The sequence below is a fragment of the Acidovorax sp. genome (assembly GCF_046314175.1).
GTDB lineage: Bacteria > Pseudomonadota > Gammaproteobacteria > Burkholderiales > Burkholderiaceae_C > Acidovorax.
On the sequence record NZ_JBKBXG010000002.1, the window covers coordinates 1 to 25,935 of the forward strand.

Annotated in this window: 27 protein-coding genes; 17 read left to right on the top strand and 10 right to left on the bottom strand. The window is 62.8% G+C overall.

The annotated features are described in order from the left end of the window. A partial coding sequence (locus tag ACK4OE_RS00735; RefSeq protein WP_409882368.1) for a lyase family protein occupies positions 1–1,048 on the bottom strand: 1,048 nt, incomplete at its 3' end. Between the two features lie 175 nt (positions 1,049–1,223). On the opposite strand from ACK4OE_RS00735, the gene ACK4OE_RS00740 reads away from it, so the two are divergent. Both ACK4OE_RS00740 and ACK4OE_RS00745 read left to right on the top strand, forming a co-directional pair. Continuing rightward, positions 1,224–2,168 (top strand): LysR family transcriptional regulator, encoded by a 945-nt coding sequence (locus ACK4OE_RS00740; protein ID WP_409882370.1) that lies wholly within the window; start codon positions 1,224–1,226, stop codon positions 2,166–2,168. A 323-nt stretch (positions 2,169–2,491) separates the two neighbouring features. After that, on the top strand, positions 2,492–2,878 hold the full coding sequence (locus tag ACK4OE_RS00745; protein ID WP_409882371.1) for a DUF6331 family protein: 387 nt from the start codon (positions 2,492–2,494) through the stop codon (positions 2,876–2,878). An 88-nt stretch (positions 2,879–2,966) separates the two neighbouring features. Here ACK4OE_RS00745 and yegQ read toward each other — a convergent pair whose 3' ends face one another. The 3 genes from yegQ to ACK4OE_RS00760 form a co-directional block, all read right to left on the bottom strand. After that, positions 2,967–4,406: a tRNA 5-hydroxyuridine modification protein YegQ gene (gene yegQ, locus ACK4OE_RS00750; protein ID WP_409882372.1), complete on the bottom strand. Its 1,440-nt coding sequence runs from the start codon at positions 4,404–4,406 to the stop codon at positions 2,967–2,969. A 154-nt stretch (positions 4,407–4,560) separates the two neighbouring features. Continuing rightward, positions 4,561–5,472 (bottom strand): tRNA 2-thiocytidine(32) synthetase TtcA, encoded by a 912-nt coding sequence (ttcA, locus tag ACK4OE_RS00755; RefSeq protein ID WP_409882535.1) that lies wholly within the window; start codon positions 5,470–5,472, stop codon positions 4,561–4,563. 213 nt (positions 5,473–5,685) lie between these two features. Next, positions 5,686–6,750: a homocysteine S-methyltransferase family protein gene (locus ACK4OE_RS00760; RefSeq protein ID WP_409882373.1), complete on the bottom strand. Its 1,065-nt coding sequence runs from the start codon at positions 6,748–6,750 to the stop codon at positions 5,686–5,688. Positions 6,751–7,123: 373 nt separating this feature from the next. Here ACK4OE_RS00760 and ACK4OE_RS00765 point away from each other — a divergent pair, with 373 nt between their 5' ends. The 8 genes from ACK4OE_RS00765 to ACK4OE_RS00800 all read left to right on the top strand — a co-directional run bounded on the left by ACK4OE_RS00765 (position 7,124) and on the right by ACK4OE_RS00800 (position 15,456). Further along, positions 7,124–7,336: a hypothetical protein gene (locus tag ACK4OE_RS00765; RefSeq protein WP_409882374.1), complete on the top strand. Its 213-nt coding sequence runs from the start codon at positions 7,124–7,126 to the stop codon at positions 7,334–7,336. Between the two features lie 166 nt (positions 7,337–7,502). After that, positions 7,503–7,853, top strand: coding sequence for an RNA recognition motif domain-containing protein (locus tag ACK4OE_RS00770; RefSeq protein ID WP_409882375.1), 351 nt, complete (start codon positions 7,503–7,505; stop codon positions 7,851–7,853). Between the two features lie 242 nt (positions 7,854–8,095). Beyond that, a complete protein-coding gene (gene recQ / locus ACK4OE_RS00775; RefSeq protein WP_409882377.1) occupies positions 8,096–10,006 on the top strand; it encodes a DNA helicase RecQ in 1,911 nt (636 codons plus the stop codon). A 99-nt stretch (positions 10,007–10,105) separates the two neighbouring features. Next, a complete protein-coding gene (locus ACK4OE_RS00780) occupies positions 10,106–10,954 on the top strand; it encodes a hypothetical protein (RefSeq protein WP_409882378.1) in 849 nt (282 codons plus the stop codon). 113 nt (positions 10,955–11,067) lie between these two features. Beyond that, a complete protein-coding gene (locus tag ACK4OE_RS00785) occupies positions 11,068–12,267 on the top strand; it encodes a threonine ammonia-lyase (protein WP_409882379.1) in 1,200 nt (399 codons plus the stop codon). A 76-nt stretch (positions 12,268–12,343) separates the two neighbouring features. Further along, complete coding sequence (locus ACK4OE_RS00790) at positions 12,344–12,490, top strand: hypothetical protein (RefSeq protein ID WP_409882380.1); 147 nt, start codon at positions 12,344–12,346, stop codon at positions 12,488–12,490. 78 nt (positions 12,491–12,568) lie between these two features. Then, complete coding sequence (queC, locus tag ACK4OE_RS00795) at positions 12,569–13,279, top strand: 7-cyano-7-deazaguanine synthase QueC (protein WP_409882382.1); 711 nt, start codon at positions 12,569–12,571, stop codon at positions 13,277–13,279. A gap of 296 nt (positions 13,280–13,575) precedes the next feature. After that, complete coding sequence (locus ACK4OE_RS00800; RefSeq protein ID WP_409882383.1) at positions 13,576–15,456, top strand: phosphoenolpyruvate carboxykinase (GTP); 1,881 nt, start codon at positions 13,576–13,578, stop codon at positions 15,454–15,456. A 101-nt stretch (positions 15,457–15,557) separates the two neighbouring features. Here ACK4OE_RS00800 and ACK4OE_RS00805 read toward each other — a convergent pair whose 3' ends face one another. Together ACK4OE_RS00805 and ACK4OE_RS00810 are read right to left on the bottom strand one after the other, a co-directional pair. Beyond that, on the bottom strand, positions 15,558–15,998 hold the full coding sequence (locus tag ACK4OE_RS00805; RefSeq protein WP_409882385.1) for a hypothetical protein: 441 nt from the start codon (positions 15,996–15,998) through the stop codon (positions 15,558–15,560). Between the two features lie 224 nt (positions 15,999–16,222). Next, positions 16,223–16,663: a hypothetical protein gene (locus ACK4OE_RS00810; RefSeq protein ID WP_409882386.1), complete on the bottom strand. Its 441-nt coding sequence runs from the start codon at positions 16,661–16,663 to the stop codon at positions 16,223–16,225. A gap of 124 nt (positions 16,664–16,787) precedes the next feature. Here ACK4OE_RS00810 and ACK4OE_RS00815 point away from each other — a divergent pair, with 124 nt between their 5' ends. The 5 genes from ACK4OE_RS00815 (at position 16,788) to ACK4OE_RS00835 (ending at position 20,831) form a co-directional block, all read left to right on the top strand. Next, positions 16,788–17,741 carry a LysR family transcriptional regulator gene (locus ACK4OE_RS00815; protein ID WP_409882387.1) on the top strand — a complete coding sequence of 318 codons (954 nt, stop codon included), beginning with the start codon at positions 16,788–16,790 and terminating at the stop codon, positions 17,739–17,741. 82 nt (positions 17,742–17,823) lie between these two features. Then, a complete protein-coding gene (locus ACK4OE_RS00820; RefSeq protein WP_409882388.1) occupies positions 17,824–18,669 on the top strand; it encodes a metallophosphoesterase in 846 nt (281 codons plus the stop codon). A gap of 112 nt (positions 18,670–18,781) precedes the next feature. Further along, a complete protein-coding gene (locus tag ACK4OE_RS00825) occupies positions 18,782–19,204 on the top strand; it encodes a universal stress protein (RefSeq protein ID WP_409882389.1) in 423 nt (140 codons plus the stop codon). Positions 19,205–19,374: 170 nt separating this feature from the next. After that, complete coding sequence (locus ACK4OE_RS00830) at positions 19,375–19,830, top strand: fasciclin domain-containing protein (RefSeq protein ID WP_409779925.1); 456 nt, start codon at positions 19,375–19,377, stop codon at positions 19,828–19,830. Between the two features lie 62 nt (positions 19,831–19,892). Further along, positions 19,893–20,831 (top strand): fasciclin domain-containing protein, encoded by a 939-nt coding sequence (locus ACK4OE_RS00835; protein ID WP_409882390.1) that lies wholly within the window; start codon positions 19,893–19,895, stop codon positions 20,829–20,831. A gap of 102 nt (positions 20,832–20,933) precedes the next feature. Here ACK4OE_RS00835 and ACK4OE_RS00840 read toward each other — a convergent pair whose 3' ends face one another. Together ACK4OE_RS00840 and ACK4OE_RS00845 are read right to left on the bottom strand one after the other, a co-directional pair. Then, positions 20,934–21,557, bottom strand: coding sequence for a TetR/AcrR family transcriptional regulator (locus ACK4OE_RS00840; RefSeq protein ID WP_409882391.1), 624 nt, complete (start codon positions 21,555–21,557; stop codon positions 20,934–20,936). 108 nt (positions 21,558–21,665) lie between these two features. Further along, on the bottom strand, positions 21,666–22,577 hold the full coding sequence (locus ACK4OE_RS00845) for a LysR family transcriptional regulator ArgP (RefSeq protein ID WP_409882392.1): 912 nt from the start codon (positions 22,575–22,577) through the stop codon (positions 21,666–21,668). Positions 22,578–22,657: 80 nt separating this feature from the next. On the opposite strand from ACK4OE_RS00845, the gene ACK4OE_RS00850 reads away from it, so the two are divergent. Further along, positions 22,658–23,995, top strand: coding sequence for a D-amino acid dehydrogenase (locus ACK4OE_RS00850; protein WP_409882393.1), 1,338 nt, complete (start codon positions 22,658–22,660; stop codon positions 23,993–23,995). Positions 23,996–24,037: 42 nt separating this feature from the next. Beyond that, the gene (locus ACK4OE_RS00855; protein ID WP_409882394.1) at positions 24,038–24,610 is read left to right on the top strand and encodes an NAD(P)H-dependent oxidoreductase; all 573 of its coding nucleotides are present in this window, start codon (positions 24,038–24,040) and stop codon (positions 24,608–24,610) included. A gap of 18 nt (positions 24,611–24,628) precedes the next feature. Here the strand turns inward: ACK4OE_RS00855 and ACK4OE_RS00860 are convergent, their stop codons facing one another. Together ACK4OE_RS00860 and ACK4OE_RS00865 are read right to left on the bottom strand one after the other, a co-directional pair. Then, a complete protein-coding gene (locus tag ACK4OE_RS00860; RefSeq protein WP_409882395.1) occupies positions 24,629–25,630 on the bottom strand; it encodes a M14 family zinc carboxypeptidase in 1,002 nt (333 codons plus the stop codon). Then, positions 25,627–25,881, bottom strand: coding sequence for a hypothetical protein (locus ACK4OE_RS00865; RefSeq protein ID WP_409882396.1), 255 nt, complete (start codon positions 25,879–25,881; stop codon positions 25,627–25,629). The genes ACK4OE_RS00860 and ACK4OE_RS00865 overlap by 4 nt, the downstream gene beginning before the upstream one ends. Between the last annotated feature and the right edge of the window lie 54 nt (positions 25,882–25,935).

Here is a 25,935-nt window from a genome sequence, read left to right on the forward strand (position 1 = left end):
GCGATGCCTGGGCCGAGGCCACCACGTCGCTGGCCTTGGCCCGCGTGTTCTGGATGATGCCGGGGTTGGCCTTTTGCGGCATGGCGCTGCTGGTGTAGGTCTTGCCGCTGGCCAGCAGCAACCAGGGCCGGGTCTGGTGGTACTGGGTGTGCACGTCCTGCATGAACGCGCCCACGCGGATGGCAGTAGAGCTGGCGATGGATGTGGCCTCGATGGGAATGTCGTACGTGCTGATCTGCCCCGCGTCCAGCGAGTTCACGATGAGACCGTCGAAACCCAGCAACTGCGCCAGGCGCTCGCGGTTGATGCCCCAGCTGGAGTTGGACAGGACTGCCGTGCCCATGGGGCTGAGGTTGATGCGGGCATAGGCCTCGCGAATGCGCGCCGAGTCGCGAGCGAACGAATCGGCCCAGGCCATCAGGTAGTGCCCGTAGCTGATGGGCATGGCCTGCACGCCATTGGTGTAGGCGGGCACATAGGTGGCGGTGTGGGCCTGCGCCGTGGTGATGAGCCTTGCGCGCACCTGGTCCAGCGCATCGGCAAAGTCCAGCATCTCCAGGCGCAACTGCGCGGCATTCAAGGTGGAGTGGATGTCCTGGCGGCTGCGCCCGGTGTGGATCAGCGTTGCCTCCGGGCCCACGGCATCCGTGATGATCTTCTCGACCTGCAGCACATCGGTGGGCCGCTTGCCGCCGGGCGTAGTTGCCTGGGTGATCGACAGCTCCACACCACGCGCAATGCGACCCGCCTGGGCCTTGGGGATGATGCCTTGTTCCACATTCACCACCGTCGATGCCATGTTGATGCGGCCAAACCAGTAGAACGTGTCTTGCGACTTTGCCAAGGCGCTGGTGGCGTCCCCTTTGACCACCCCCTGGATCTTGGCCACCTGCGCCTGGCACTCGGCCGTGGTCTTGCACGCGGTGTCGAGGGTATCGGCGGCGTTGGCCTGGCCCATGGCGAAGATGGCGGCCATCACCGGGGCGACGAGGAAACGGGACGGGCGCGAGGTGATCTCGCCCAAGCTGAGGCGCTGCAATGACGGCATGAAGTTTTGTCTCCTGATTTCCTGCGCACTGGCTTGCACACGTGCGGGAATAAGATTCGTTAGTTGAATGACCCCAGGGCAGGCTTGCGTCCACCCCGAGGCACCTGATAGTTGCACAGCAGTCACCACAGGGCCAATGCTTCTTTTTCAACACGATTCAAATTTTGAATACCCCATGCCAGACCTGACGCCCTCCGTCCTGTTCAATCGCATCCTGGGCCGTGTGCGCCTCAAGCACCTGCAGTTGGCGATTGCGATTGCCGATTTACAAAGCCTGCACCGCGCGGCCTCTGCCATTGGCTTGAGCCAGCCCGCAGCGACGCATGCACTGGCGGAGCTGGAGAGTTCTATCGGCGGTGCCCTCTTTGAAAGGCACGCCAAGGGCATGCGCTTGACCCGCCTGGGTGAGGCGGTTCTGCCACTGCTGCGCGCTTCGCTGGTGCCCCTGCAAGCGGCTGCTGGCAACGCGGCGCTGATGCAGCAAGGGGCCGCGTCCGCGCTGATCCGCATCGGCAGCATCGCGGCGGGCATCAACGGGTTACTGACGGCCGCCATTCCGGCCTACTGCGCCCTGCACCCGAGCGCCGCCATCGATGTTCACGAAGTCACCATCGACAACCTGCTGGAGAGCATCCAGGAAGGAACCCTGGATCTGGCGATCTGCCGTGAACCGACCCCGCTGCCGCAGGGGTTCGAGTTTCACGCCGCGCTGCAGGATGCATTCGTCATCGCGTGCCGCCCTGGGCACCCATTGGCGCAACAGGCAACCGTCACAGGCGCTGAACTGCTGTCACAACGCTGGCTGGCCCCGCCGCTCACGGGCCTAGGGCCTCAACAAGTGGATAGCCTTTTTGACGATCTGGGCGGGGTGCCGGAACTGTGCAGGGTATCGAGCCGCTCGACGGAAATCATCTACGCCATGCTGGCGGAAAGCGACATGCTGGTCTGCGTGCCAGCGAGTCTTGTGAGGCCGTTGGTGCGCCGCAAGGATCTGGCCGTTTTAGCGTGGAGGCCGCAGGGGGTGGGCCCGCTGGGGGTGTTGGTGAAAGAGGAGGTGTTTGCGAATGGCGCGCATCCCTGTCGTGCGTTTATCGAGCATGTGCTTTCTGCGCGGGCATAGCGCTGGGCTTGTCGGCCTTTGTGGGCAGCGGCGCCGAAGCCGCGACAGGCTTGGGTTTGTACAGCCCCAGCAACTCCGCCTCAACCGGGAACTGAGCCACAGGCGGGAGAGCGCTGCGGGACCGGTCTATGGGGAGGGCAATCACAGATCAACACTCCCTCGTGCGGTACGTAGGCGACTTTGGGCGGGAACGTTGCGCATAATGCGGACCGCCAGCCCAAACTTCAGTTTGTGCCGAACGCTACTTGTTTGCATCAGCCCGATGCAGTCAGCCAAAAAATGGCTATTTGTTACGTCTTCCAGCGCATTCCTTTCGGCTTCCGATGAACAAGCGTATTCGCACAAACGACATCTTGATTGGCGAGGATCGATGGATTGAGTCCATCGAACTCAAAGGTGGACACAGCGATGCTGTAGAGATTGATCCACTCCTGATCGGCCTTTCCTCAATGTGGTCGTTGCTTGAAGTGCACTGCGTTGCAGGCTGCTGCGGCTTAGAAGCGTTCGACTTTTTTCCGGAGTCCATCGCTACCGCGAGCAAAAGAATGGACCTGTTCGACCTGAATAGCTCACTCACCAATGCGATTCAGGACATTGAGGATCTCAGCACCGAGTTGGTAAGAAGTACGCGTTTGAACAATCTGGCAGATAAAAAAATGTTCCTAGCCCTTCTTCACCACATTCGCTCATGCGTTCCTACGGCGTACTAGATCCCGCGCAGGATGCGTGGGCCAACAACAAGCTTGATATGTCGACCCACTCGCACTGCTAGGAGCATTTGGTGGAATGCTTCCAGCGTCACACCGCTGCTACGGAATCCCGTGTAATAGCACCGGCCTCAGCTTCCACCACCCGCGCCAGCAACGCCCCGCTATACCGCCCAGCCAGCGGAATCCACACCCGCACCGGATTCCCCTGCGCCACCTGCACGCTCTGACCGAGCACATCGTGCATCTGCTCCAGCCGCACGGTGATATTCCCACTCGGGTGCACTACTGCAAGAAGATCACCCACGGCAAAGTGGTTCTTAGTTTCCACCAGCACCCAGTCGCCCAACAGACCCACATCGGCCTGCCCCTCGGCACCCAGCACTTCGCCCACATACTGGCTGCGCTGCGTGGCTGAGTGGCCGTTGATGTAGTTCTGGTAGTCGTTGCTCGGGCGGCGCTCCAGCAGGCCGCCGGTGTAGCCGCGGTTGGATAAGCCTTCCAGTTCAATCAGCAGCTCGGGGTTGAACGGGCGGCCGGCCACGGCGTCGTCGATGGCGCGGCGGTAGACCTGGGCAGTGCGGGCCACGTAGTACAGGCTCTTGGTGCGGCCTTCGATCTTGAGCGAATCCACGCCGATCTGCGCCAGGCGGGCCACATGCTCCACAGCGCGCAGGTCCTTGCTGTTCATGATGTAGGTGCCGTGCTCGTCTTCCATGATGGGCATCATCTGCCCAGGGCGGCCAGCCTCTTCGATCAAATACACCTTGTCGGCCTTGGGGTGGCGCTCGCCGTTGCCGGTGGTGGAGGCAAACGATTGTTCCGCCTTTTGCTGTGCGGCCTCGAAGTTGAAATCGCCTTCCATCTTTTGCGCAATGGCTTCGCCCGTGGTGGGGTCGATGTCGGCGTCGTGCGTGGCGTAGTTCCAGCGGCAGGCGTTGGTGCAGGTGCCCTGGTTGGGGTCGCGGTGGTTGAAGTAGCCGCTGAGCAGGCAGCGGCCCGAATACGCGATGCACAGCGCGCCGTGCACGAACACTTCCAGCTCCATGTCGGGGCATTCCTGGCGGATCTTTTCGATCTCGTCCAGGCTGAGTTCGCGCGAGAGGATCACGCGCTCCACGCCCATCTTTTGCCAGAACTTCACGGCCGCCCAGTTGGTGGTGTTGGCCTGCACCGACAGGTGCACCACCTGCTCGGGCCACTTTTCCTTGACCATCATGATCAGGCCTGCATCGGCCATGATGAGGGCGTCGGGCTTGCAGTCGATCACGGGCTCGATGTCGCGCAGGTAGGTGCGGATCTTGTCGTTGTGCGCAATCAGGTTGCTGGTCACAAAGAACTTCTTGCCGCGTACGTGGGCCTCGTCAATGCCTTGCTTGATCTGCTCCAGGCGGAACTCGTTGTTGCGCGCGCGCAAGGAGTAGCGGGGCTGCCCGGCATACACCGCGTCGGCGCCAAAGTCGTAGGCGGCGCGCATTTTGTCGAGCGAGCCAGCGGGCAACAGCAGTTCGGGGGCTTTGAGGATGGTCATGGGGTACCTCTGAATCTGGATAAGGGCGGCATCAATCCACCAACATCCGTTCGGCCTGAGCCCGTCGAAGGCTGGCACCGGGCTTCGACAGGCTCAGCCTGAACGGTTGGGGGAATGCGGCCTGTGAAAACATGGCAGTCGGGGCGCGGAAGCTTCAGCGCGGCATCAGCGGCAGGCCGCCCAGCATGCCTACGGCCTGCGCAGGAAACTCTTCGGCATCAAACGCCTTGTCGCCATCGGCGTCCTGCACACCATTGGGCACCAGGCCCTTGAAGTCGAACTGGCGCGGGTCCATGAAGTGCGAAGGCACCAGGTTGCGCAGCGCCACGGCCATGTTCTCGATGCGGCCGGGGTACAGCTGCTGCCACTCGCGCAGCATCTGGCCGATCTGCTTGCGCTGCAGGTTTTCTTGGCTACCACACAGCGTGCAGGGGATGATGGGGAACTGGCGGTGCTCGGCCCAGCGGGTCAGGTCGTCTTCAGCCACATAGGCCAGGGGGCGGATGATGAGGTGGTCGCCCCGGTCGCTTTGCACCTTGGGCGGCATGCCCTTGAGCTTGCCGCCAAAGAACATGTTCAAGAAGAAGGTCTGCAGCATGTCGTCCCGGTGGTGGCCCAGCGCGATCTTGGTGGCGCCCAGCTCGTCAGCCACGCGGTACAGGATGCCCCGGCGCAGGCGGCTGCAGAGGCTGCACATGGTCTTGCCTTCGGGGATGTGCTCTTTGACGACGCTGTAGGTGTCCTGCGTCTCGATGTGGAAGGGCACGCCCACCTTCGTCAGATATTCGGGCAGCACATGGGCCGGAAAGCCGGGTTGCTTCTGGTCGAGGTTGACGGCTATCAGCTCGAACTTGTTGCCATTGCGCTGCTGCAGCATGCGCAGCACGTCGAGCATGCCGTAGCTGTCTTTTCCGCCCGAGACGCACACCATGACCTTGTCGCCGTCTTCGATCAAACCAAAGTCGGTGATGGCCTGGGCGACCTGGCGCACCAGGCGCTTTTCAAGCTTGAGCGCGGCGTGGGCGGCGGCCTTGTCGGCCACTGCGGATGCGTCGTCGCCTTCCATGGAGGATTGAGCGGGCGGGGTGGCGGTATCAAGCATGGGGTGGGCAGACCAGAGGGCGGAACGGGTAGGCGCGATGACTGGGGATTGCAAGGGTGCCGCACCAGGCACTGCCCTGCAATGGGCTGCCGCACTGCGCTAGCGCGGCATTTACTATACTTTTTATAGCTGCTAGCGCTTATTGGATAAGCGCTAGAGGCCAATTTGACTAATATTTCAGGCTTCGGCAGGGTAGAACATCTTGCGCGTAGGAACGCTTTCCACCGCCTTGGCGATGGCGCCGATGTGGTCCGGCGTGGTGCCGCAGCAGCCGCCCACGATGTTGACCAGCCCTTCGGCAGCAAACTCGTGCACCAGGCGGCTCGTCACCTCCGGCGTTTCGTCAAAGCCGGTGTCACTCATGGGGTTGGGCAGACCGGCGTTGGGGTAGCAGCTGATGAAGGTGTCTTCGGCCACGCGGTTCAGCTCCTGAATGTAGGGGCGCATCAGCGTGGCGCCCAGGGCGCAGTTCAGGCCAACGGCCAGCGGGCGTGAATGGCGCACGCTGTGCCAGAAGGCGGTCACGGTCTGGCCACTCAGGATGCGGCCCGAGGCGTCGGTGACGGTGCCGCTGATGATCAGCGGCAAGCGCTCGCCGCTGTTTTCAAAGAACTCGTCGATGGCAAACAGCGCTGCCTTGGCATTGAGCGTGTCGAAGATGGTTTCGACCAGCAGCACGTCGCTGCCGCCCTCGACCAGCGCTTCCACCTGCTCGTAGTAAGCGGCGCGCAGCTGCTCAAAGTCCACATTGCGCGCGCCGGGGTCGTTCACATCGGGGCTGATGCTGGCCGTCTTGGGCGTGGGGCCGAGGGCGCCAGCGACAAAGCGGGGTTTGTCGGGCGTGCTGTACTTGTCACAGGCGGCGCGGGCCAGCTGGGCCGACTTGAGGTTCATCTCGCGCGCCAGATCGGCCATCTTGTAGTCCTCTTGCGCAATGGTCGTTGCGCCGAAGGTGTTGGTCTCGATCAGGTCGGCGCCTGCGGCCAGGTAGCGCTCGTGGATGTCGCGGATCACGTCGGGCCGGGTGATGCTGAGCAGCTCGTTGTTGCCCTTCACATCGCGCGCAAAGTCCTTGAACCGGTCGCCCACACCGTCGGGCCCGGTGTAGCCCTCGCCGCGGTACTGCGCCTCGCCCAGCTTGAAGCGCTGGATCATGGTACCCATGGCGCCGTCCAGGATGACGATGCGTTGGGCGAGGATGTCGGGCAGCTGCGCGGCGCGCGTGTAGTGAAGGGCTTGCATAGCCCGCTATTGTAGGAAGACGGACCGCCCGGGCATGTCGGGCGCCCTGCGGCCCCTGCGTGTGACGGGGCTCAAGGCGCGCCCCTGCGCGGCACGGCTTTAAAACCCTTGAGAATAATAATTCGCCTCTAAATTACAGATTGCAATATAATCACCGAAGTTGCAGTCACGCCTCCTGACTAGGGCCGTCACCGCAACGCCTGCCCAGCGGCTGCAAGCCGCCCTGCGCGGGCTGCCCTTTGCGACCTTTGTTTGTCGCCCCAGTGGATCTGTCGAGCTGCAGCCCACCGAGTCCTTTCGATGCTCACGCAGGTTGTTTTTTGGAGCCTGCGTTCCAGACTGAATGCACCAGATTTCACAGACAGCCATCTCCATGGGCCAGTTCGTCGTCTCGCCCACGACACACCCGACCGACTGCGGCCGCTTCTTTCGCGCCTCTTTCTCGGTCCATCGATCCCAAGGCAACGGCAGCTATTGCCGCGTGTTCCGCTTCGACAAAACCTTTGCCTCGCGCGAAGCCGCCCGGCTCTTTGCGGTCACGCAGGGCTGGCTGCAAACCTGCATGCGGCATCCGCCGGCGTGCTGATCACGGTGATGTGGATGGCGCTGGTGCAAGCATTCATGCAGTCATCGCAGCGGCCACCCCTCTCTCATCGCCTTCTTTTCCCGGTTGCTGCGGACTCCCGCTCCGCACAGCTGCATCCCAACGGTACGCCCTTCGTTGCGCGCCACATTTCAGAAAGGCTCTTCTCATGAGCACCAAAATCTACGTGGGCAACCTGCCCTACTCCGTGAACGACGACATCCTGCAAAGCAACTTTGCCGAATTCGGTGGCGTGTCGTCTGCCAAGGTCATGATGGACCGCGAAACCGGCCGCTCAAAGGGTTTCGGCTTTGTCGAAATGGCCAACGCCGAAGTCGCCCAGGCCGCCATCACCGCGCTGCACGGCATGTCTGTGGATGGCCGTTCGATCGTCGTGAACCTGGCCCGCCCACGTGAAGCCAGTGGCGGCGCAGGTGGCTACAGTGCCGGCGGTTACAACACCGGCGCACGCTCGGACGTTGGCTATGGCAATGGTGGCTACGGCGGCGGCCGCTACTGAAATAAGTAGCTTCGTGAGAAAGACCGGCTCTTTGGAGCCGGTTTTTTTTCGCCCCTCTGAGGCTCGCCCTGGCGAAACCTGCGGGGCGGCAGGGCCCCATGGTCATGGCAACGCACCCAGCTGCACCCGGCGCACAATAAGCCCCTTCGCCCGCAGGCACACCTGCCTTGAGAATATTGGTCAAATTGGCCTCTAGCGCTTGATAGATAAGCGCTACCAGCTATCAAATTCAGAGTATCCGTTTGTCTTCCCGCCTGTCCTCCGCTCCGTCTTCATCCCCCGCCCACACCGTCCTGCAGGACGTTTTTGGCTACGAGCAGTTTCGCGGCCCGCAGCAGGGCATCGTCGAGCACGTGATTGCGGGCGGCGATGCGCTGGTGCTGATGCCCACGGGCGGCGGCAAGTCGCTGTGCTACCAAGTACCGGCCATCGTGCGCCAGCAGCAGGGGCGCGGGGTCACCATCGTGATCTCGCCGCTGATTGCGCTGATGCACGACCAGGTGGGCGCGCTGCATGAAGCAGGGGTGAGCGCGGCGTTTCTCAATTCCACGCTGAGCTACGACGAAACGCAAGATGTGGAGCTGCGCCTGCAGACCGGCGACATCACGCTGCTGTACGCCGCGCCCGAGCGGCTGAACACGCCGCGTTTTCTGGGCCTGCTCGACAGTCTGTACCAGGGCGGGCACCTGTCGCTGTTTGCGATTGACGAGGCGCATTGCGTGAGCCAGTGGGGCCACGACTTCAGGCCCGAGTACCGCGCGCTCACGGTGCTGCACGAGCGTTATGCGGGCGTGCCGCGCATCGCGCTCACCGCCACGGCGGACGACCTTACGCGGGCCGACATCATCGAGCGGCTGCAGCTGGAGAACGCGCGCCTCTTCATCAGCAGCTTTGACCGGCCCAACATCCGCTACCGCATCGAGGAAAAGAAAGACGTCACCACGCAGTTGCTGCGCTTCATCGAACGCGAACACGCGGGCGAGGCAGGCGTGGTGTATTGCCAGTCACGCAAGCGCGTGGAAGAGCTGGCCGCCACGCTGAGCGACGCGGGGCTGACCGCCTTGCCTTACCACGCGGGGCTGGACACGAAAGTGCGCCAGAAGAACCAGGATCGCTTTCTGCGCGAGGAAGGCATCGTGATGGTGGCGACCATTGCGTTCGGCATGGGCATCGACAAGCCCGATGTGCGGTTTGTGGCGCATGTGGACATGCCCAAGAACATCGAGGGCTACTACCAGGAGACCGGCCGCGCGGGCCGCGACGGGCTGAACGCCGACGCCTGGATGGCCTATGGCCTGAACGACGTGGTCAACCAGCGCCGCATGATCGACGAGAGCCCGGCGGGCGAAGAATTCAAAGCAGCATTGCGCGGCAAGCTCGACGCGCTGCTGGCCCTGGCCGAGGCCACCGACTGCCGCCGCGTGCGGCTGCTGGCCTACTTTGGCGAAAAGTCCACGCCCTGCGGCAACTGCGACAACTGCCTGAACCCACCGGCCGTTTGGGATGCGACGGATGCGGCGCGCAAGCTGCTGTCCACCATCTACCGTGTGAACCAGGCCAGCGGCATCAGTTTTGGCACCGGGCACATCATGGACATCCTGCGCGGCAAGAAGACTGAGAAGGTGGAACAGTTCGGGCACGAAAAGCTCTCCACCTTCGGCATCGGCGCGGACCTGTCAGAGCCCCAGCTGCGCGGCGTGCTGCGCCAGCTGATCGCCACCGGTGCCGTGGGCCTGCAAAAGGTGATGCTCGACAGCGGGTTCAGTTTTGACACGCTGTGCCTCACCGAGGGATCGCGGGCCGTGCTCAAGGGCGATGTGCCGGTGCAGCTGCGCGAATCAGTATCGTCGGCACCTGCCAAACGCGCCCGTACGCGCAAGGGCACGGGCACCGCCCCGCCAGCCGCTGCCGCCAACCTGGGGCCGGATGCACAGGCACGCTTCATCAACCTCAAGGCCTGGCGCGGCGAGGTGGCGCGCGAGCACAACCTGCCCGCGTATGTGATCTTTCACGACGCCACGCTGGCAGCCATTGCCGAGCGCAACCCGGGCACGCTGGACGACCTGCAGGGCATCAGCGGGATGGGGGCGAAGAAGCTGGAGGCGTATGGGGCCGAGGTGCTGCGGGTGGTTTCTGGCGGGCCAAACCAGTAAAACCCTAGACGGGTGGCGCGGCAAAAATTTCTTTGTTACAAATCAAGAAGCTACCTACATTACTTGAGCACACAAATTTTTCGTGCAAAAGGAACTCTGATGTTGTTTAAAAAATTGGTGACCGCGGCCCTTCTGTTATCCGGCGTGGCCGCCCACGCTTTCTCTCCCCAGGCTGGAACTTGGGTTGTCAACGCCGAGTTAGACGGCAAACCTGGCCGGGGTTTAGCAATCGACGTGCAAAACGACGTTTTCGTGATGCAGATGTATGCATATGAGGCGAGTGGGGAGCCTACGTTTTATCTGGCCTCGGGCAAGATCACCAGTGAGCAAGTGGCTGTGCCTTTGGTTCGCTATGTCGGCGGCCGCTATTTGGGCAGCGGCGCGCAGTCGGGCCGGGAGTCGGGCAGCGTTGGCACTGTGCGGTTTCGTTTTACCAGCGGAGCTACTGGCTTTGTTACGCTCCCCGGTGAATCCGAAAAGGCGATCTCACGATTCAACTTTGGATATCCGTTTGCAGCCCAAAGCTTAGTGGGCCTCTGGAGCATGCTTTCGCTGGGTTCGGAAGGGTTGTCTGCAGATGCCGTCCAGCTGTCCACAAACATCGGACCTAGCTCCACAGGGAATGGCCTCGTGGTTACATCCGATGGCCTTTTTGGCTGCGAGCACCAAACCAGCGGATCGTCTGCGGGTACCGTTCTCTGTGTGCGCATCAACGCACAAGGACAACTGGTGCGGTCTTACAACTTCGTGTATGTGGCCAACGATGGCGAGGGGTATTCCCTGCGCTCAGGCAGCAGCACGCAGCAAACCATGTCCGTTCGTCGACACACCAGCCCTCAAGGCGTAGGTACTGGATTGGTATTTAAAGAGGAGACGCCTGCGTTTGAGCACTCTGCACTGCGCGCTCACCTCAATGCCATTGCCAGCAGCGAGACGCCAGCGCGATAGTGCGTTTTCCCAGCGGGTGACCCGTCAAACCGAATAGTTGGACTTCAATTGCACATGGTTCGGCAGGTGGGTGTGCTGTGCGAGTGTGTGCCGCCGTGCGCCACAATCGCGCCATGCTGACCCTCCAAGACATCCGCGACGCCGCCGTCCGCCTGCAAGGCCATGTGCTGGACACCCCTTGTGTGGAATCCAAAACGCTCTCGCAGATTGTGGGCGCGCAGGTGTTCCTCAAGTTCGAGAACCTGCAGTTCACTGCGTCCTTCAAGGAGCGCGGCGCCTGCAACCGCTTGACGCTGCTGTCCGACAAGGAGCGCGCACGGGGCGTGGTGGCCATGAGCGCGGGCAACCATGCGCAGGGCGTGGCGTACCACGCGCAACGCCTGGGCCTGCGCGCGGTGATCGTGATGCCGCGCTTTACGCCGGGTGTAAAAGTGGAGCGCACGCGCGGTTTTGGGGCCGAGGTGGTGCTGCATGGCGACACGCTGGAAGAAGCCCGCGCCCATGCCTATGCGCTGGCCGACGCGCAGGGGCTGACCTTTGTGCACCCCTACGACGATGAAGGTGTGGCCGCTGGCCAGGGCACGCTGGGGCTGGAGATGCTGCAGGCCGTGCCCGACCTGGACACGCTCGTCATCGCGGTGGGCGGAGGCGGGTTGATCTCGGGCGTGGCGACGGCGGCCAAGGCGATCAAGCCGGGCATCGAGATCATTGGCGTGCAGACCCAGCGCTTTCCGGCCATGGTGAATGCAGTGACCGGTTCGAACCACCCGCAGGGCACATCAACCATCGCCGAGGGCATTGCTGTGGGCACGCCGGGCAAGATCACGCAGGAGATCATCAAGCGCCTGGTGGACGACCTGGTTCTGGTGGACGAAGGCGACATCGAGCAGGCGGTGCTGATGCTGCTGGAGATTGAAAAGACGCTGGTCGAGGGCGCCGGGGCGGCAGGGCTGGCGGCGCTGGTGCGCTACCCCGAGCGCTTCAAGGGCAAGCGCGTGGGGCTGGTGCTGTGTGGCGGCAATATCGACCCGCTGCTGCTCGCCGCAATCATCGAGCGCGGCATGGTGCGGTCAGGCCGGTTGGCGCGCATCAAGGTCAGTGCGCGCGACGTGCCCGGCGTGCTGGCGCGGATCACCGCCACCGTGGCTGATGCCGGGGCAAACATTGAAGAAGTGCACCACCAGCGGGCGTTCACCATGCTGGCCGCGCAGAACGTCGAGATTGAGCTGGTGCTGCAAACGCGGGGCAAGAGCCATGTCGATGACGTGCTGGCGCAGCTGCGGTCGGCGGGCATGGAGGCGGATCTCATCTGACCCCGCAAAGAGGTTTTGGCTGTGGCCCACGCTGGCGGCTAGAATTGCGCAAGTTTTAAGCATCTGGAGCCACCCCATGTCCGACCACAACACACCGCACTCCCCTGAAGCCCACCCGGTTGACCCCGTTGAAAATGTGGTGCCGCTCATGCCGGTGGTGCTCCCTGTGGTGGGCGGCATCATGATGTTCTTGCTGGCATTCATTGCCGTGACAATGGCCTGATTGCACCGCCTCAGCATGTCACCAGAGCCCCGCACTGCGGGGCTTTTTTACGTCACGCATCCGTTTGAGGAGTTCGCCATGAGACCCGGACACGCACTTGTTTTATTTTCCGGAGGCCAGGACTCCACCACCTGCCTGGCCTGGGCCTTGGAGCACTTTGCCCGTGTCGAAACCATCGGCTTTGACTACGGCCAGCGCCACCACATTGAGCTGCAGGCGCGCCAAACCGTGCTGGCATCGCTGCGCAAGCAGTTCCCACACTGGGCAGCCAGGCTGGGGGACGACCACATGATCGACTTGGCCGTGCTGGGCCACATCAGCGACACGGCGCTGACCAGCGACACCGAGATCCAGATGACGGCTGCGGGTTTGCCCAACACCTTTGTGCCAGGACGCAACCTGCTGTTCTTCAACCTGGCGGCCGCCGTGGGCTACCGGCGCGGCCTGCACACGCTGGTGGGTGGCATGTGCGAGACCGACTTTTCAGGCTACCCCGACTGCCGCGACGACACGCTCAAGGCGCTGCAGGTCGCAGTTTCGCTGGGTATGGGACAGCGTTTCACCTTCGACACCCCGCTCATGTGGCTGGACAAGGCCGAGACTTGGGAGCTGGCAAGGACCCTGGGTGGACAGGCGCTCGTCGATTTGATCGTGAACGACTCCCACACCTGCTACCACGGCGTGCGGGACACGCTGCATAGCTGGGGCTACGGCTGCGGTACCTGCCCAGCTTGCGCATTGCGAAAAAGCGGCTACGAACGCTGGACAGGCGTTTTGGCCGGCGCCTGACACCGCTTCAACCGAATCACTCACGCATAACCCCATGCAATTTTTGCATGGATTTGACCCCAGTCTGACAGACAAGCGGGCGGCAGATTCATAAAATTGACATCCCAGCCGACCCGCGGAATGCGTGGAACTAGCCTCCACCCGTGGGGCGGATACACGCACCCGCCCGCCGACTGAGCACGTAAGCCGTTTTTTCAAAGGCAGCGCTCAGCATCCGCATCTGCGCCAGGTCTTGCCGCGATCCGTCCGGGTCCGCTTCCTTTGAAAAAACTGTTTTTCAACTTAGGAAGCTCCCGATGAACGCACCCACGATGCAGGGCCTGAATCTCAACGCCCCGTCTTACGTCAAAAACGCCCGGCTGCTTGCCTGGGTGGCCGACATGGCCGCCCTGTGCAAGCCCGACACCATTTATTGGTGCGACGGCTCCAAGGAAGAGTACGACCGCCTGTGTCAGCAACTGGTGGATGCTGGCACCTTCAAGAAACTGAACCCCGCCAAGCGCCCTGGCAGTTTTCTGGCCTGGTCCGATCCGTCGGACGTGGCCCGCGTGGAAGACCGTACATACATCTGCTCGGCTGCCAAGGAAGACGCCGGCCCCACCAACAACTGGATGGCCCCCGCCGAAATGCGCGCCACGCTGCACCCGCTGTTTGACGGCTGCATGAAGGGCCGCACCATGTACGTGGTGCCCTTCAGCATGGGCCCGCTGGGCAGCCACATCGCCCACATCGGCGTGGAACTGACCGACAGCGCCTACGTGGCCGTGAACCAGCGCCTGATGACCCGCATGGGCAAGGCCGTGTACGACGTGCTGGGCGTGGAAGGCGAGTTCGTTCCCTGCATGCACACCGTGGGTGCCCCCCTGGCCGAAGGCGAGAAGGACACCACGAGCTGGCCGTGCAACCCCAAGGTCAAGTACATCGTGCACTACCCCGAAACACGCGAGATCTGGTCGTACGGCTCGGGTTACGGCGGCAACGCGCTGCTGGGCAAGAAGTGCCTGGCCCTGCGCATTGCATCCACCATGGGGCGTGACCAGGGCTGGCTGGCCGAGCACATGCTCATCCTGGGCGTGACCAACCCTGCGGGCAAGAAATACCACGTGGCTGCGGCCTTCCCAAGCGCCTGCGGCAAGACCAATTTCTCGATGCTGGTGCCGCCCGAGGCTGGCTTTGCCGGCTGGAAGGTCACCACCATCGGTGACGACATCGCCTGGATCAAGCCCAACGCCGACGGCAAGATGTATGCGATCAACCCCGAGGCCGGCTACTTTGGTGTGGCGCCCGGCACCAACATGCACACCAACCCTAACTGCATGCTCTCGCTGAACAAGGACGTGATTTTCACCAACGTGGCCCTGACGGACGACGGCGACGTGTGGTGGGAAGGCATGGAAAAGGACACCGGCAAGCTGCCGGACCATTTGATCGACTGGCAAGGCAAGGACTGGACGCCGCAAATCGCCAAGGAAACCGGCGCCAAGGCCGCCCACCCCAACTCGCGCTTTACGGTGGCCGCCACCAACAACCCAGCGCTTGATGCGCAGTGGGATGACGCCAGTGGCGTAGCGATTGACGCGTTCATCTTTGGCGGCCGCCGCTCGACCACCGTGCCGCTGGTGACCGAAGCCCGCACCTGGACCGAAGGTGTGTACATGGCAGCCACCATGGGCAGCGAAACCACCGCCGCCGCCTTTGGCGCCCAAGGCGTGGTGCGCCGCGACCCCTTTGCCATGCTGCCGTTCTGCGGCTACAACATGAGCGACTACTTCCAGCACTGGCTCAACATGGAAGGCAAGATCGCCGCCACCGGCAACGCTCTGCCCAAGGTGTTCTGCGTGAACTGGTTCCGCAAGGACGAGGCAGGCAAGTTCGTGTGGCCCGGCTATGGCGACAACATGCGCGTGCTCAAGTGGATGATCGACCGCATCGAAGGCCAGGCCCAAGGCCAGGAAACCATGTTTGGTGTGGCTCCGCAGTACGCAGAGATCAACTGGACGGGCCTGGATTTCAGCGCCCAGCAGTTCCAGGCCGTCACCAATATCGACACGGCCGCGTGGGCAGAAGAGTTCAAGCTGCACGACGCCCATTTTGAGCAGCTGGCGTATCACCTGCCCAAGGAGCTTCTTGCCACCAAGGCGCAGCTGGAAAAGCGATTGGCCAATTTGTCCGCCTGAAGCTCAGCGCCGACGCACATACAAGAAAGCCGCCCTGCGTAATGCAGGGCGGCTTTTTTTCGAACTTTCTGCTTCGCAGCGCACCGCGAAGCAGACTCCTTTTACCGGTATGCGCGGATATCGTTCACCGTTGCAATGCCCATGGCATGGTGCAGTTCCGCCATGATCCGGGGGTCCTTCAACGCGACTTGCCAAGTGCGCTCATCTTGCGCGGCATGGCGGCGGTTTTGGGCCCACGATTGAGCGGCTGACAGCAACACCACGCCAGCACGGCGTGCAGGCGCGGTCAGCAGTGCCAGTGCCGCAAAGGCCACCAGCCACAGAACCATCCACGCGGCCAGCAAGTGGCCTTCGCTCCAGGTGTCGATCATCTGATTGGCAACCACCAGCAGCGCGGACACAACGGCCGCCAGCAGGAGGGATGCAGCGCCACGGGCGCCATTAAAGTTGGCGGCGATGCTCTTCAGGGCTGCGGCTGCGTTTTCGGCGCGTACAACGCCGGCATGTTCGGTGGGGTATTCGGTGTGTGCAAAGCTGGTCATGGTCTTTCCCTTGTCTAACGCTTGTGGCGAAAATGCCGGGCGATGGGGTGATATTAGGGTTAACCCTTGATATGTTCAAGTTTATATTTTGAATTCTTACCATTCACATGGGTGATGAATAGGACTGCAGCCCAAAAGCCCACACTTGAGCAAAAGTACAAAAAGGCCGGGGCAACAGGTGCCACGGCCTTCCCGACTTACAACCCGGGTGCCCCGGGCTTGCTTTAGCGGTACTTGCGAATGTCGTCCACGGCACGGCGGTCCAGGGCATGGGAGATGTCCGCCATCACGCGCAGGTCCTTCACGGCCAGTTGCCATGTCTTTTCGTCCTCAATCGCCAGACGGCGGTTTTCGGCCCACCGTGCGCCAGCGCTACGCAAGGCAAAACCTGCGCGGCGGGCCGGGGCGCTGAACAGCGCAATGCCCACAAACGCGACCGCCCACAGCACCATCCAGGCTGCAACCACTTGGCCGTTGGCCCACGCGTCGACAACCTGATTGGCGACCACCAGCAGCCCAGCGACAACAGCCGCCAGCAAAAGGGATGCGGCACCCCGCGCACCGTCAAATCCACCGACCGCACGCTGGAGTGCAGCGGCTGCGTTTTCGGCGCGCACAACGCCGGGATGTTCGGTAGGGTAGTCAACGTGGGCAAAGGCAGTCATGGGGTTCCCTTTTCAAGCGCTTGTGGCGAGATTGCCGGGCGATGTGGCAATACTAGGGTTTACCCTTTATCGATTCAAATTTATATGTTGAATCATTGATATTCATAACGTTGATGGACGCACCATGGGCCCTTTGAACTTCCGCTCGCTGGATCTGAACCTGTTGCGCGTTTTTGACGAGGTGATGGCAGAGCGCAGCCTCACCCGCGCGGCGCACAAGCTCTCCATTACCCAGCCCGCGGTGAGCAACGCCATGCGGCGTCTGCGCGAGGTGGTGGGCGATGAACTATTGGTCCGCAGCGGGCAGGGTGTGGAGCCCACACCCCGTGCCCTCGCGCTGTGGCCGCCTGTGCGGGAGGCCCTCACGCAATTGCAGGAGTCCCTGGCCCCTGGGCGCTTTGAGCCTGCCACGGCCAAGTCGACGTTTGTGCTGGCCATGGCTGACGCCACTGCAGCGACCCTGATCCCCGCGCTGGTCGAGATCATTGAGCGCGAAGCGCCCGGTATCTCGGTTCGGGTGCTGCCGCTGACCACCCGAGACCCCCGCCGTCTGCTGGAAGGAGAGGAAGCCGACATGGCGGTGGGCTACTTCCCGGCTGCGCTCGCTGACCTGACGGCTCGCGCGCAGTCTGGCGGGGTGGTGGCCTATGAGAGTCGGCGGCTCTACGACGGCGAGTATGTCTGCGTGATGCGACAGGGCCACCCGCTGGCCAGCGCACCGTTGACTCTGGATGCCTATTGCGAAGCGCGCCACATGCTGGTGAGTTTCTCCGGGCGCCCCTTCGGGTTCATCGACGAAGCGCTAGCGTCGTTGGGCCGGGAGCGGCGGGTGGTGCTCACCGTCAATCAGTTCTTTACCGCCGGGCGTGTGGTGTGTGGCTCGGACCTGCTGACCGTGCTGCCCCGGCATTTCGTGCCCGTCACCGGCATTGAGGACGCGTTGGTCCAACGCGCCTTGCCGCTGGACGTACCTGCCGTGCATGTGGACGCCCTCTGGCGCAGGCGCGGCCCCCAGCAAACGGCCATTGACTGGTTGCTGGGTGCGCTGTCTCGGTCCGCGCGCAAAACCTTTCCTTGACAGGGCGGGTGCACCGTCCTACACAGCCGTGCCGAAACTACTGCCCGGCAAGCACCGGCGCAGGCCGTAGACTGCGCGGTCCATGAATATTCAACTGCTGTCAGACCTACACCTGGAGGCGCATCCCCACTTTGCGCCAGAGCCCGCCCCGCTCGCCGATGTCTTGGTGCTGGCGGGAGACATCGGCTCTTATCAGGAAGGATCGCAACTGGGCGATGAAGACTTTGGACTTGCCCGGTTTTCGCCGCTGCCGCAGTTTGCAGGGTGGCCCACACCGGTGCTGTTTGTGCCCGGCAACCATGAATACGATGCCCAGGACTTTGATGTGGCGCACGAGCGCCTGCGTACCACCTGCGACCGCCTCGGCATTACGTGGCTGGAGCGCGAGAGCCTGCAGTTGCAAGGCGTCCGGTTTGTGGGAACCACTCTCTGGACCGACTTTGATGCGCTGGCCGACCACGAGGCCACAACGGACCTGGGCCGGCGGCTGAAACTGCGCGACAAGGCGTTTCGTGCCGCCAACTATTACTTGCGCAAGACAGACGGGACCCGCAACGCAGAGCCCTTTCTTGCTGAGCCCATGCGCGACCAAGGACTCGTCTGCCAGGAATGGTTAGCCAACGCTCTGGCCACGCCGTTTGACGGCCCCACCGTGGTGGTGACCCACTTTGCGCCGAGCCTGCGCAGCGCCGACCCGCGCTACGGGCTTGTGCCGGGGACTGCGGGGTTTTGCAATGCACTGGAGCACTTGATGCCCCACGCCAAGCTATGGCTTCACGGCCACCTGCATGCCCCCAGTGACTACACCGTGCAAGGGCACCACCATAACGGAACGCCGTGGGCATGCCGTGTGGTGGCTAACCCGCTGGGCTATTCCCGCAAAGGCGAACAGGCAACGTTTCTGCCGCAGTGCTGCACCACCGTATGATGGCCGCGCGGGGCAGATACGCCCTGGAGCGCGCAGCAGAAAAACATGACCCAGGTCAAGACAACACAGACGCGCGCAGATTAATCTGAGTCATCCCATTTCGGAGAACACCATGAACATCCTGCTTGCTGTCGATGGCAGCGCCTACACCAAAAAAATGCTGGCCTATCTGGCAACCCATTCAGAGCTTCTGGGTGAAACGCACGACTACACCGTGCTCACCGTGCAAGCCCCGTTGCCAGCCCGCGCTCGTGCAGCGCTGGGCAAGGAGGTCGTCGACACTTACCACGCCGAAGAAGCCGAAAAGATCCTCGCACCTGTGTGCAAGTTTCTGGCTCGCCACGGAGTGCAGGCCAAGCGCAGCGTGAAGGTCGGCACCGTGGGCGAGAGCATTGCCAAGGTGGCAGACACAGGCAAGTTCGATCTGCTGGTGATGGGCTCACACGGGCATGGCGCGTTGGCCACGCTTGTGATGGGATCCGTGACAACCCAAGTGCTCGCACACAGCAAGGTGCCCGTTCTCATCGTGCGCTAACCCACTCGCCAACACCACAGCCCTGCCCCAGCGCAGGGCTTTTTTACGACCAGTTACGACCAATCAGTTATTTGAAGACTGATGGGTTTACATTGAAACCAAACAGTTATATATTCGCGCCACGCCCATCTTGGCGTGTCATTTCCATCTCACTAAAAGAGGAACGACCCATGAAGAAGACCCTGATTGCACTCGCCCTGACCGCTGGCGCCACCTTCAGCGCCATGGCGCAAGACATCGTCGACACCGCCGTGAAGGCGGGCAACTTCAAGACCCTGGTGGCCGCCGTGCAGGCCGCTGGTTTGGTGGACACCCTCAAGGGCCCTGGCCCGTTCACCGTGTTTGCGCCTACTGACGAAGCGTTCGCCAAGATTCCCAAGGCCACGCTGGATGGCCTGTTGGCCGACAAGGCCGCACTGACCAAGGTGCTGACGTACCACGTAGTCCCCGGCAAGGTCATGGCCAAAGACGTGAAGGCCGGCAAGGTCAAGACCGTGCAGGGCCAGGAAATCACCGTGTCCACCAACATGGGTGTGATGGTGGACCAGTCCAAGGTCATCGCGACCGATGTGGCCGCCAGTAACGGCGTGATCCATGCGATCGACACGGTACTGATGCCCAAGTAAGCGCTAAGAGCGGGGCACAACCGCTCTTTTCATTCACCATCCATTTACGAGGAGAAGCCGCCATGAACACCGTATTCAATCGCCGCACCGTCCTGATGGCAGCCGCCCTAGGCGCCAGCACCACATTGCTGCAAGCTTGTGGGGGCAGCGATGACGAGCCCCAGCGCAACATCGTCGAGCTGGCACAAAACACCCCTGAGCTGAGCATCCTGGTCGAAGCCGTGGTCGCCGCCGGTCTGGCGCCCACGCTGAGCGCGGGCACGCTCACCGTGTTCGCCCCGACCAACGCGGCATTTGCTGCGTTGCTGACCGAACTGGGCGTGACCAAGGAAGCGCTGCTGGCCAACAAACCCCTGCTGACCGCCGTGCTGACGTACCACGTGCTGGGCAGCAAGGTAATGCGGGCCGACGTACCGGTGGGCAAGGCGATCACCCCGGTGTCGGGTGGCTTTTTCAAGATCGAATCCAACAACGGCCTTAAGGTTACCGACGGCCGCAACCGCGTGAGCACCATCACCAGCACCGACATCCAGGCCAGCAATGGCGTGGTGCATTTGGTGGACCGCGTGCTACTTCCCGCCGACAAGGACATCGTGGCAACGGCCTCTGCCTTGCCTGATTTCAGCATCCTCGTCGAGGCTGTGGTGGCTGCCGGCCTGGTGAGCACGCTGCAGGGCGCAGGCCCGTTCACGGTGTTTGCCCCCACCAACGCCGCCTTCGCTGCGCTACTGACTGAGCTGGGCGTGACCAAAGAGGCCCTGCTGGCCAACAGGGCCTTGCTCACTTCGGTGCTGACATACCACGTGGTGCCCGCGCGCGTGCTGAAGGCAGAAGTACCTGTAAACACGGCCATCACCACTGTGCAAGGCCAGACCTTCACCATCAACTCTAGCCTGGTCATCACCGACCAGAACATGCGCACCAGCAATATCGTGACCGCCGACGTTTTCACCAGCAATGGCGTGATCCACGTGGTGGACAAGGTCATCCTGCCGAAGTAACGGCAAAACTGGCGCTGCCCGGTCACCGGCGCAGCGGCCACACAGCAAAAAGCCCGGCATGCCGGGCTTTTTTCGTGAATGTGTTTTACGCGGTCGTACCGCTCAACGGGCCGCCAACCCGTCAAAACAGGTGCGAACCACCAGATCCACAATCTCCGCGTCTGAGTATTGACCGCCTTCTTTGAGAAAGCTCACCACCGGGTCGCAGGCGCGGGCATACAGGGTGTACAGCACGACCAGGGGTGGCAGTGTGGGACTGATAACGCCCTGGGCTTGGGCCTGCGTGATCCATTCGCCGACTTGGTCGCTCACGGCCACCAAGCCATTGAGATAGTCCTTGTTGGCCATGAGCACCGCGCGCAGCGTGGAATTACGGCTGGGCAGCAGCGGCATTTCGTTGGTCAGCAGGCGCTCTAGCGACCAGCGCACCAGCGCATGAAGCTTTTCTACCGGGGGCATCTCGGCCGGCAGGCTGGCCAGATAGCTTTGCACCCGCCCCAGGATCTGCACCATAGCGGCGCTGCACAACTCTTCTTTGCTACAAAAGTGTTTGTACAGGCTGGCCTTGGCAATGCCGACGGCATTGGCGACATCGTCCATGGTCATGGCGTCGAAGGCTTTTTCGCCCAGCAGGCGACAGGCGGACTGGAGGATGGCGTCCTCGCGTGCCTGGTGCATCTGTTCCTTGAAAGAGACTTTGGGTTGCGTCGTTTGCATGGCGTCCATTTTATACACTGCAGTAAAAAAACAAATGACTAAGTTGCAATACAACCACGTCGTTCACGTTTTAGTCTGCAGGAAGCGTGCCATGAGTACCGCGCCTGCTTGCCTGGTTCAAGCCACCAACGCCACGGCGGCTGCACCCGTCAGCGCTGCCGACAGCGCATCGAGAAGCTCGGACTCCAGGTTCCAGCAATGCCAGTACAACTGAACCGGCAGTGTGCGTCCTGGAGCCAGGTCGACCATGCTGCCGTCGGCAATGGCGGCGCGCGCCATCAACTCTGGCACCACCCCCACCGCCCAGCCCGCAGCCACTGCGCGCATCTGCGCCTCGGTGCCGGGCACAAACAGGTGGTTGAGCGCCACGCGCTTGAGCCCGAAGGCACGGGCGACAAACTCGACCGCCATGTCGTCCTTGCGGTTGAACGACAGGAACGACACATCCCGAAAATTATGGGGTGTCAGCCCGTGCGGCAAGTGCTTTTGCCCGAACTCGGCAGAAGCCACCGCCATATAGTGCATGGCGCCCAGCGGCACCATCTTGCAGCCCCGCAGCGCCTGCTTGAGCGTGGTGACGCACCCCAGCACCTGGCCCGAGCGCAGCCACTCCTGGGTGAAATCCTGGTCGTCGGCAATGATCTCCAGCGGCAGGCGCTGGCGCACCAGTTCATGCAGTGCTCCCATGGCCCAGGTGGCAATGCTGTCGGCATTGATGGCAATGGAGATGCGCTCGTCCTCTCGGGTGCTGCCCGGCGCACTGGGCGCCAGTTCCTGCAGGTCGCGCTCCAGGTCGGCGCGCAGCAGGCGCATCTGCTTGGTGTGCTTGAGGAGCAACTGCCCGGCCGATGTGGGCCGCAGCGGTCGGCTGCGCACGATGAGCACTGAGCCCACCTGCGCCTCCAGCGCGCGCAGGCGCTGGGAAACCGCTGACTGCGTGACGTTCAGGCGCTGGGCGGCGCGCTCGAAACCGCCCTCCTCAACGATGGCGGCAAGGCATTCGAGAGCGGCAGGGTCGTAGGTGCTCATACTATTAGATCATCTGATGTTTTTGGATCAAGTTTAATTTTGCTTTTACAAGAAAGCAATGTCGCTCACACTTCGGTCCCATGAAAACCATCGTTTTGGGCGCCGGCATCATCGGCATCAGTACGGCGTGGCACCTGCTGGAGCGCGGTCACGAAGTGATCGTGGTCGACCGCCAGCCCGATGCGGCGCTTGAAACCAGTTTTGCCAACGCGGCGCAGATCTCGGTGAGCTACTGCGAGCCCTGGGCCAACCGCGAGGCACCGCTCAAAGCGCTCAAGTGGATGTTCGACAAGGAAGCCCCCCTGCTGTTTCGCCCGCAACTCGACTGGGACCAGTGGCGCTGGGGCCTGAAGTTTCTGGCGCAGTGCAACGACACCGCATTCGAGCGCAATGTGCAGCAGATCGTGGCACTGGGTGCCTACAGCCACGCCGCGCTTAAGGAGCTGGTGAGCACCACGGGCATTGAATACAACCGGCTCGAGCGCGGCATTGCCCATTTTTACACTGACCAGAAATCGTTTGACGCCGCAGGACATGCAGTAGAGCTGATGCGCAAACATGGCGTGCAGCGCCGCCTGGTCAGCCGCGACGAGTTGCTGCAGATCGAGCCCGCCTTCAAGGCCTACGGCGACAAGATCACCGGCGGCACCTACACCAGCACCGATGAAAGCGGCGACGCCCGCGTATTCACACAGGAGCTGGCCCGCCGCTGTGCCGCGCGCGGCGTGCAGTTTCTGTACGGCCACGACGTGCTGCGCCTGAACAAGATCGGCAACGCTATTGATTCGGTAGCTGTCATGGCACGCCAGTCAAGCGCTGGAGGCAAAAAAGACTTTATTTTGAAGGGTGACGCCATCATTGTGGCTTGTGGCTCCTACAGTGCGCCGCTTCTGCGCAGCGTGGGTGTGGACTTGCCGATTTACCCCGGCAAGGGCTACAGCGCCACTTTTCCATTGCTCCGCCCTGAGGCAGCGCCCCAGGTATCCACCATCGACGACGGCCGCAAGATCGCCATGAGCCGCCTGGGCAATGTGCTGCGCGTGGCGGGCACCATTGAACTGGGTGGATATGACCTGTCGCTCGACAACGCGGTGGCCAAAGCCCGCTGCCACATGCTGTCGCGCCGCATCGAAGAGATCCTGCCCGGTGTGTGCGACACCCGCACTCCGGAGCAAGGCGGCGACCCGCAGTACTGGACGGGCCTGCGCCCCGCCACACCGACCAACATTCCCTTCATCGGCCGCACGCGCCTGGGCAAGTTGTGGGTCAACGCGGGCCACGGCACGCTGGGCTGGACGCACGGCGCGGGTTCGGGCAAAGCGCTGGCTGAGCTGATCAGTGGCGAACAACCGGCGATGAACTTCGGGTTTCTGGGCGCAGACACCGCGCGCGCGCCCGGCGCCGCCGTCCCCGCCTGAGTGCTGCGGCAACCTGGGCCCGGGGCCGTTACGATCCCGGCCATGTCTGCACCACACTACCTTTTTCTCACGTCCTCCACCCGCGAGCCAGGCCATGTCGGCAACACCGAGTGGCTGGCACGCCAGGCCGCCGCCGCCCTTCCTGCCAGCGCCACACAAACCTGGCTTCACCTGGCACGCATGGACCTGCCGCCTTTTGTGGACCAGCGCCACACCGCTGGCACGTATGCGCCGCCCGAAGGCGACATGAAAAACCTTCTGGATGCCACGCTGTCGGCCACCCATATCGTTTTTGTGGCGCCGGTGTACTGGTTCAGCATTCCCTCGCCGCTCAAGACCTACCTGGACCACTGGAGCGCCTGGATGCGGGTTCCGGGCCTGGCGTTCAAGGAGCCCATGGGCACCAAGACGCTGTCGCTCATCACCACCAGCGGCGACCGCGCCAAGGCACAGCCGATGATCGACTCGGTGGCACTGTGCGCGCAGTTTCTGGGCATGCGATGGGGGGGCGCGCTGTGGGGCAAGGGCGGGCCACCGGGTGCGGTGCAGGCAGATGAGCAAGCGGTGGCCGCCGCAGCCCGCCACTTTGCAGACCTGGAAAGCCCTGCGACCTGAGGTTTTTCAGCAGCGCGCTCACGGCCGCTGATTCAGGTCCACCTGCGGCCAGTGCTCGCCCATCCAGCGCAGCAGGTCCTGAAACATGGACTGAATTTCCGCCTCTTGCGGCATCTCCAGCGCGTGCGGCAACTCGATGGTCACCACCGGCATGCCCCGGTGCACACCGCCGTAGTGCCCCAGTGACCCAGGGAAGATGCCCACCTGGTCCAGCCACAACCGCCCCAGCCGAGCGGGTGGGGCCTGGGGGCCGTCAAAGTCCAGCACCCCGTAAGGCGCATGGATGCTGACAATGAGTTGCGGCTGGAACTGCGCCATCTGCGTGTGCAAAAACCGCGATTCCGGCTCCGACAGGGGCTTCGGGCCGGGCCAGCGGCGCGGGTCGCGGCGGGTGCGCTTCTCCCAGTACCTCGGCGCATCCTGCGCCCAGCCGGGGGTCGGAAAGTTGCGGTTCAGGTCCACCCCACTGGCGTTGACCCGCGTGGGGGGCTTGGCCAGCAGTCCGTCCGGGTTGAGCACCGGAATGAACCGCCAATGCACGGGTCGACCTGCGTGCTCGGCCAATGCAATCCACCGCAATGCCAACGACGCAGCCGTCAACTCATCGCCGTGGATGGCGCCCACCACCAGCACGCGCAGCGCATCGTCGTCAGCCCACTGGCGCACGCTGGCGGGCGTTACGTCGCGCCAGAACAGAGGGATGCCTTGCCCGGAACCCGCCCCGCTGGGCGCCAGCCGCGCTGCACGGCACTGCGCCTGCGAAACGGTGGGCATGCGGTGCAGCAGCAAATCGCAGGCGCTGGGCCCCAAAACCTCCGTCAATACGGGGGCGGGCTCTTCCGCTGCCTGTTGCACATCAGCGTTGCGAGAAGCCGCAGCGCCCGTCGGGGTGGCCTGCAACGTCGTTCCCCGTTCCAAGTCCCCTTTAGGAGCTATCCACACGCCCACAGCGGCCAGCGCCACCAGCAGGGCCCCGGCGCACATCGGCCAGCGCGCCATGTCGGTTCGGGCCTGGCTCATTGCAGCACCCGGCGGGTGATGACCAGAAAATCCAGCAGCGCCAGGCGACTTTCCGCACGGCTCTTGAAGGTATGGGGCTCTATTGGCGCGCTGTGGACATCACCCGGCATGTCCCAGGCCATAGCGCGGTAGCCCGCCCTCGCGAGTGTTTCGACCTGGGGAGCTAACGTGAGGTGTTTGCCATCGGCGTCGTGCAGCATCAGCACGGCGGGGCCAGCGCCCAGGGTGGTGAAGGTGGGGAGAAGAGCCATGCAGTAAAAACAGATGTAAACCCCGCAACAGCGCGGCGGCGGGCAGCGCTCCAT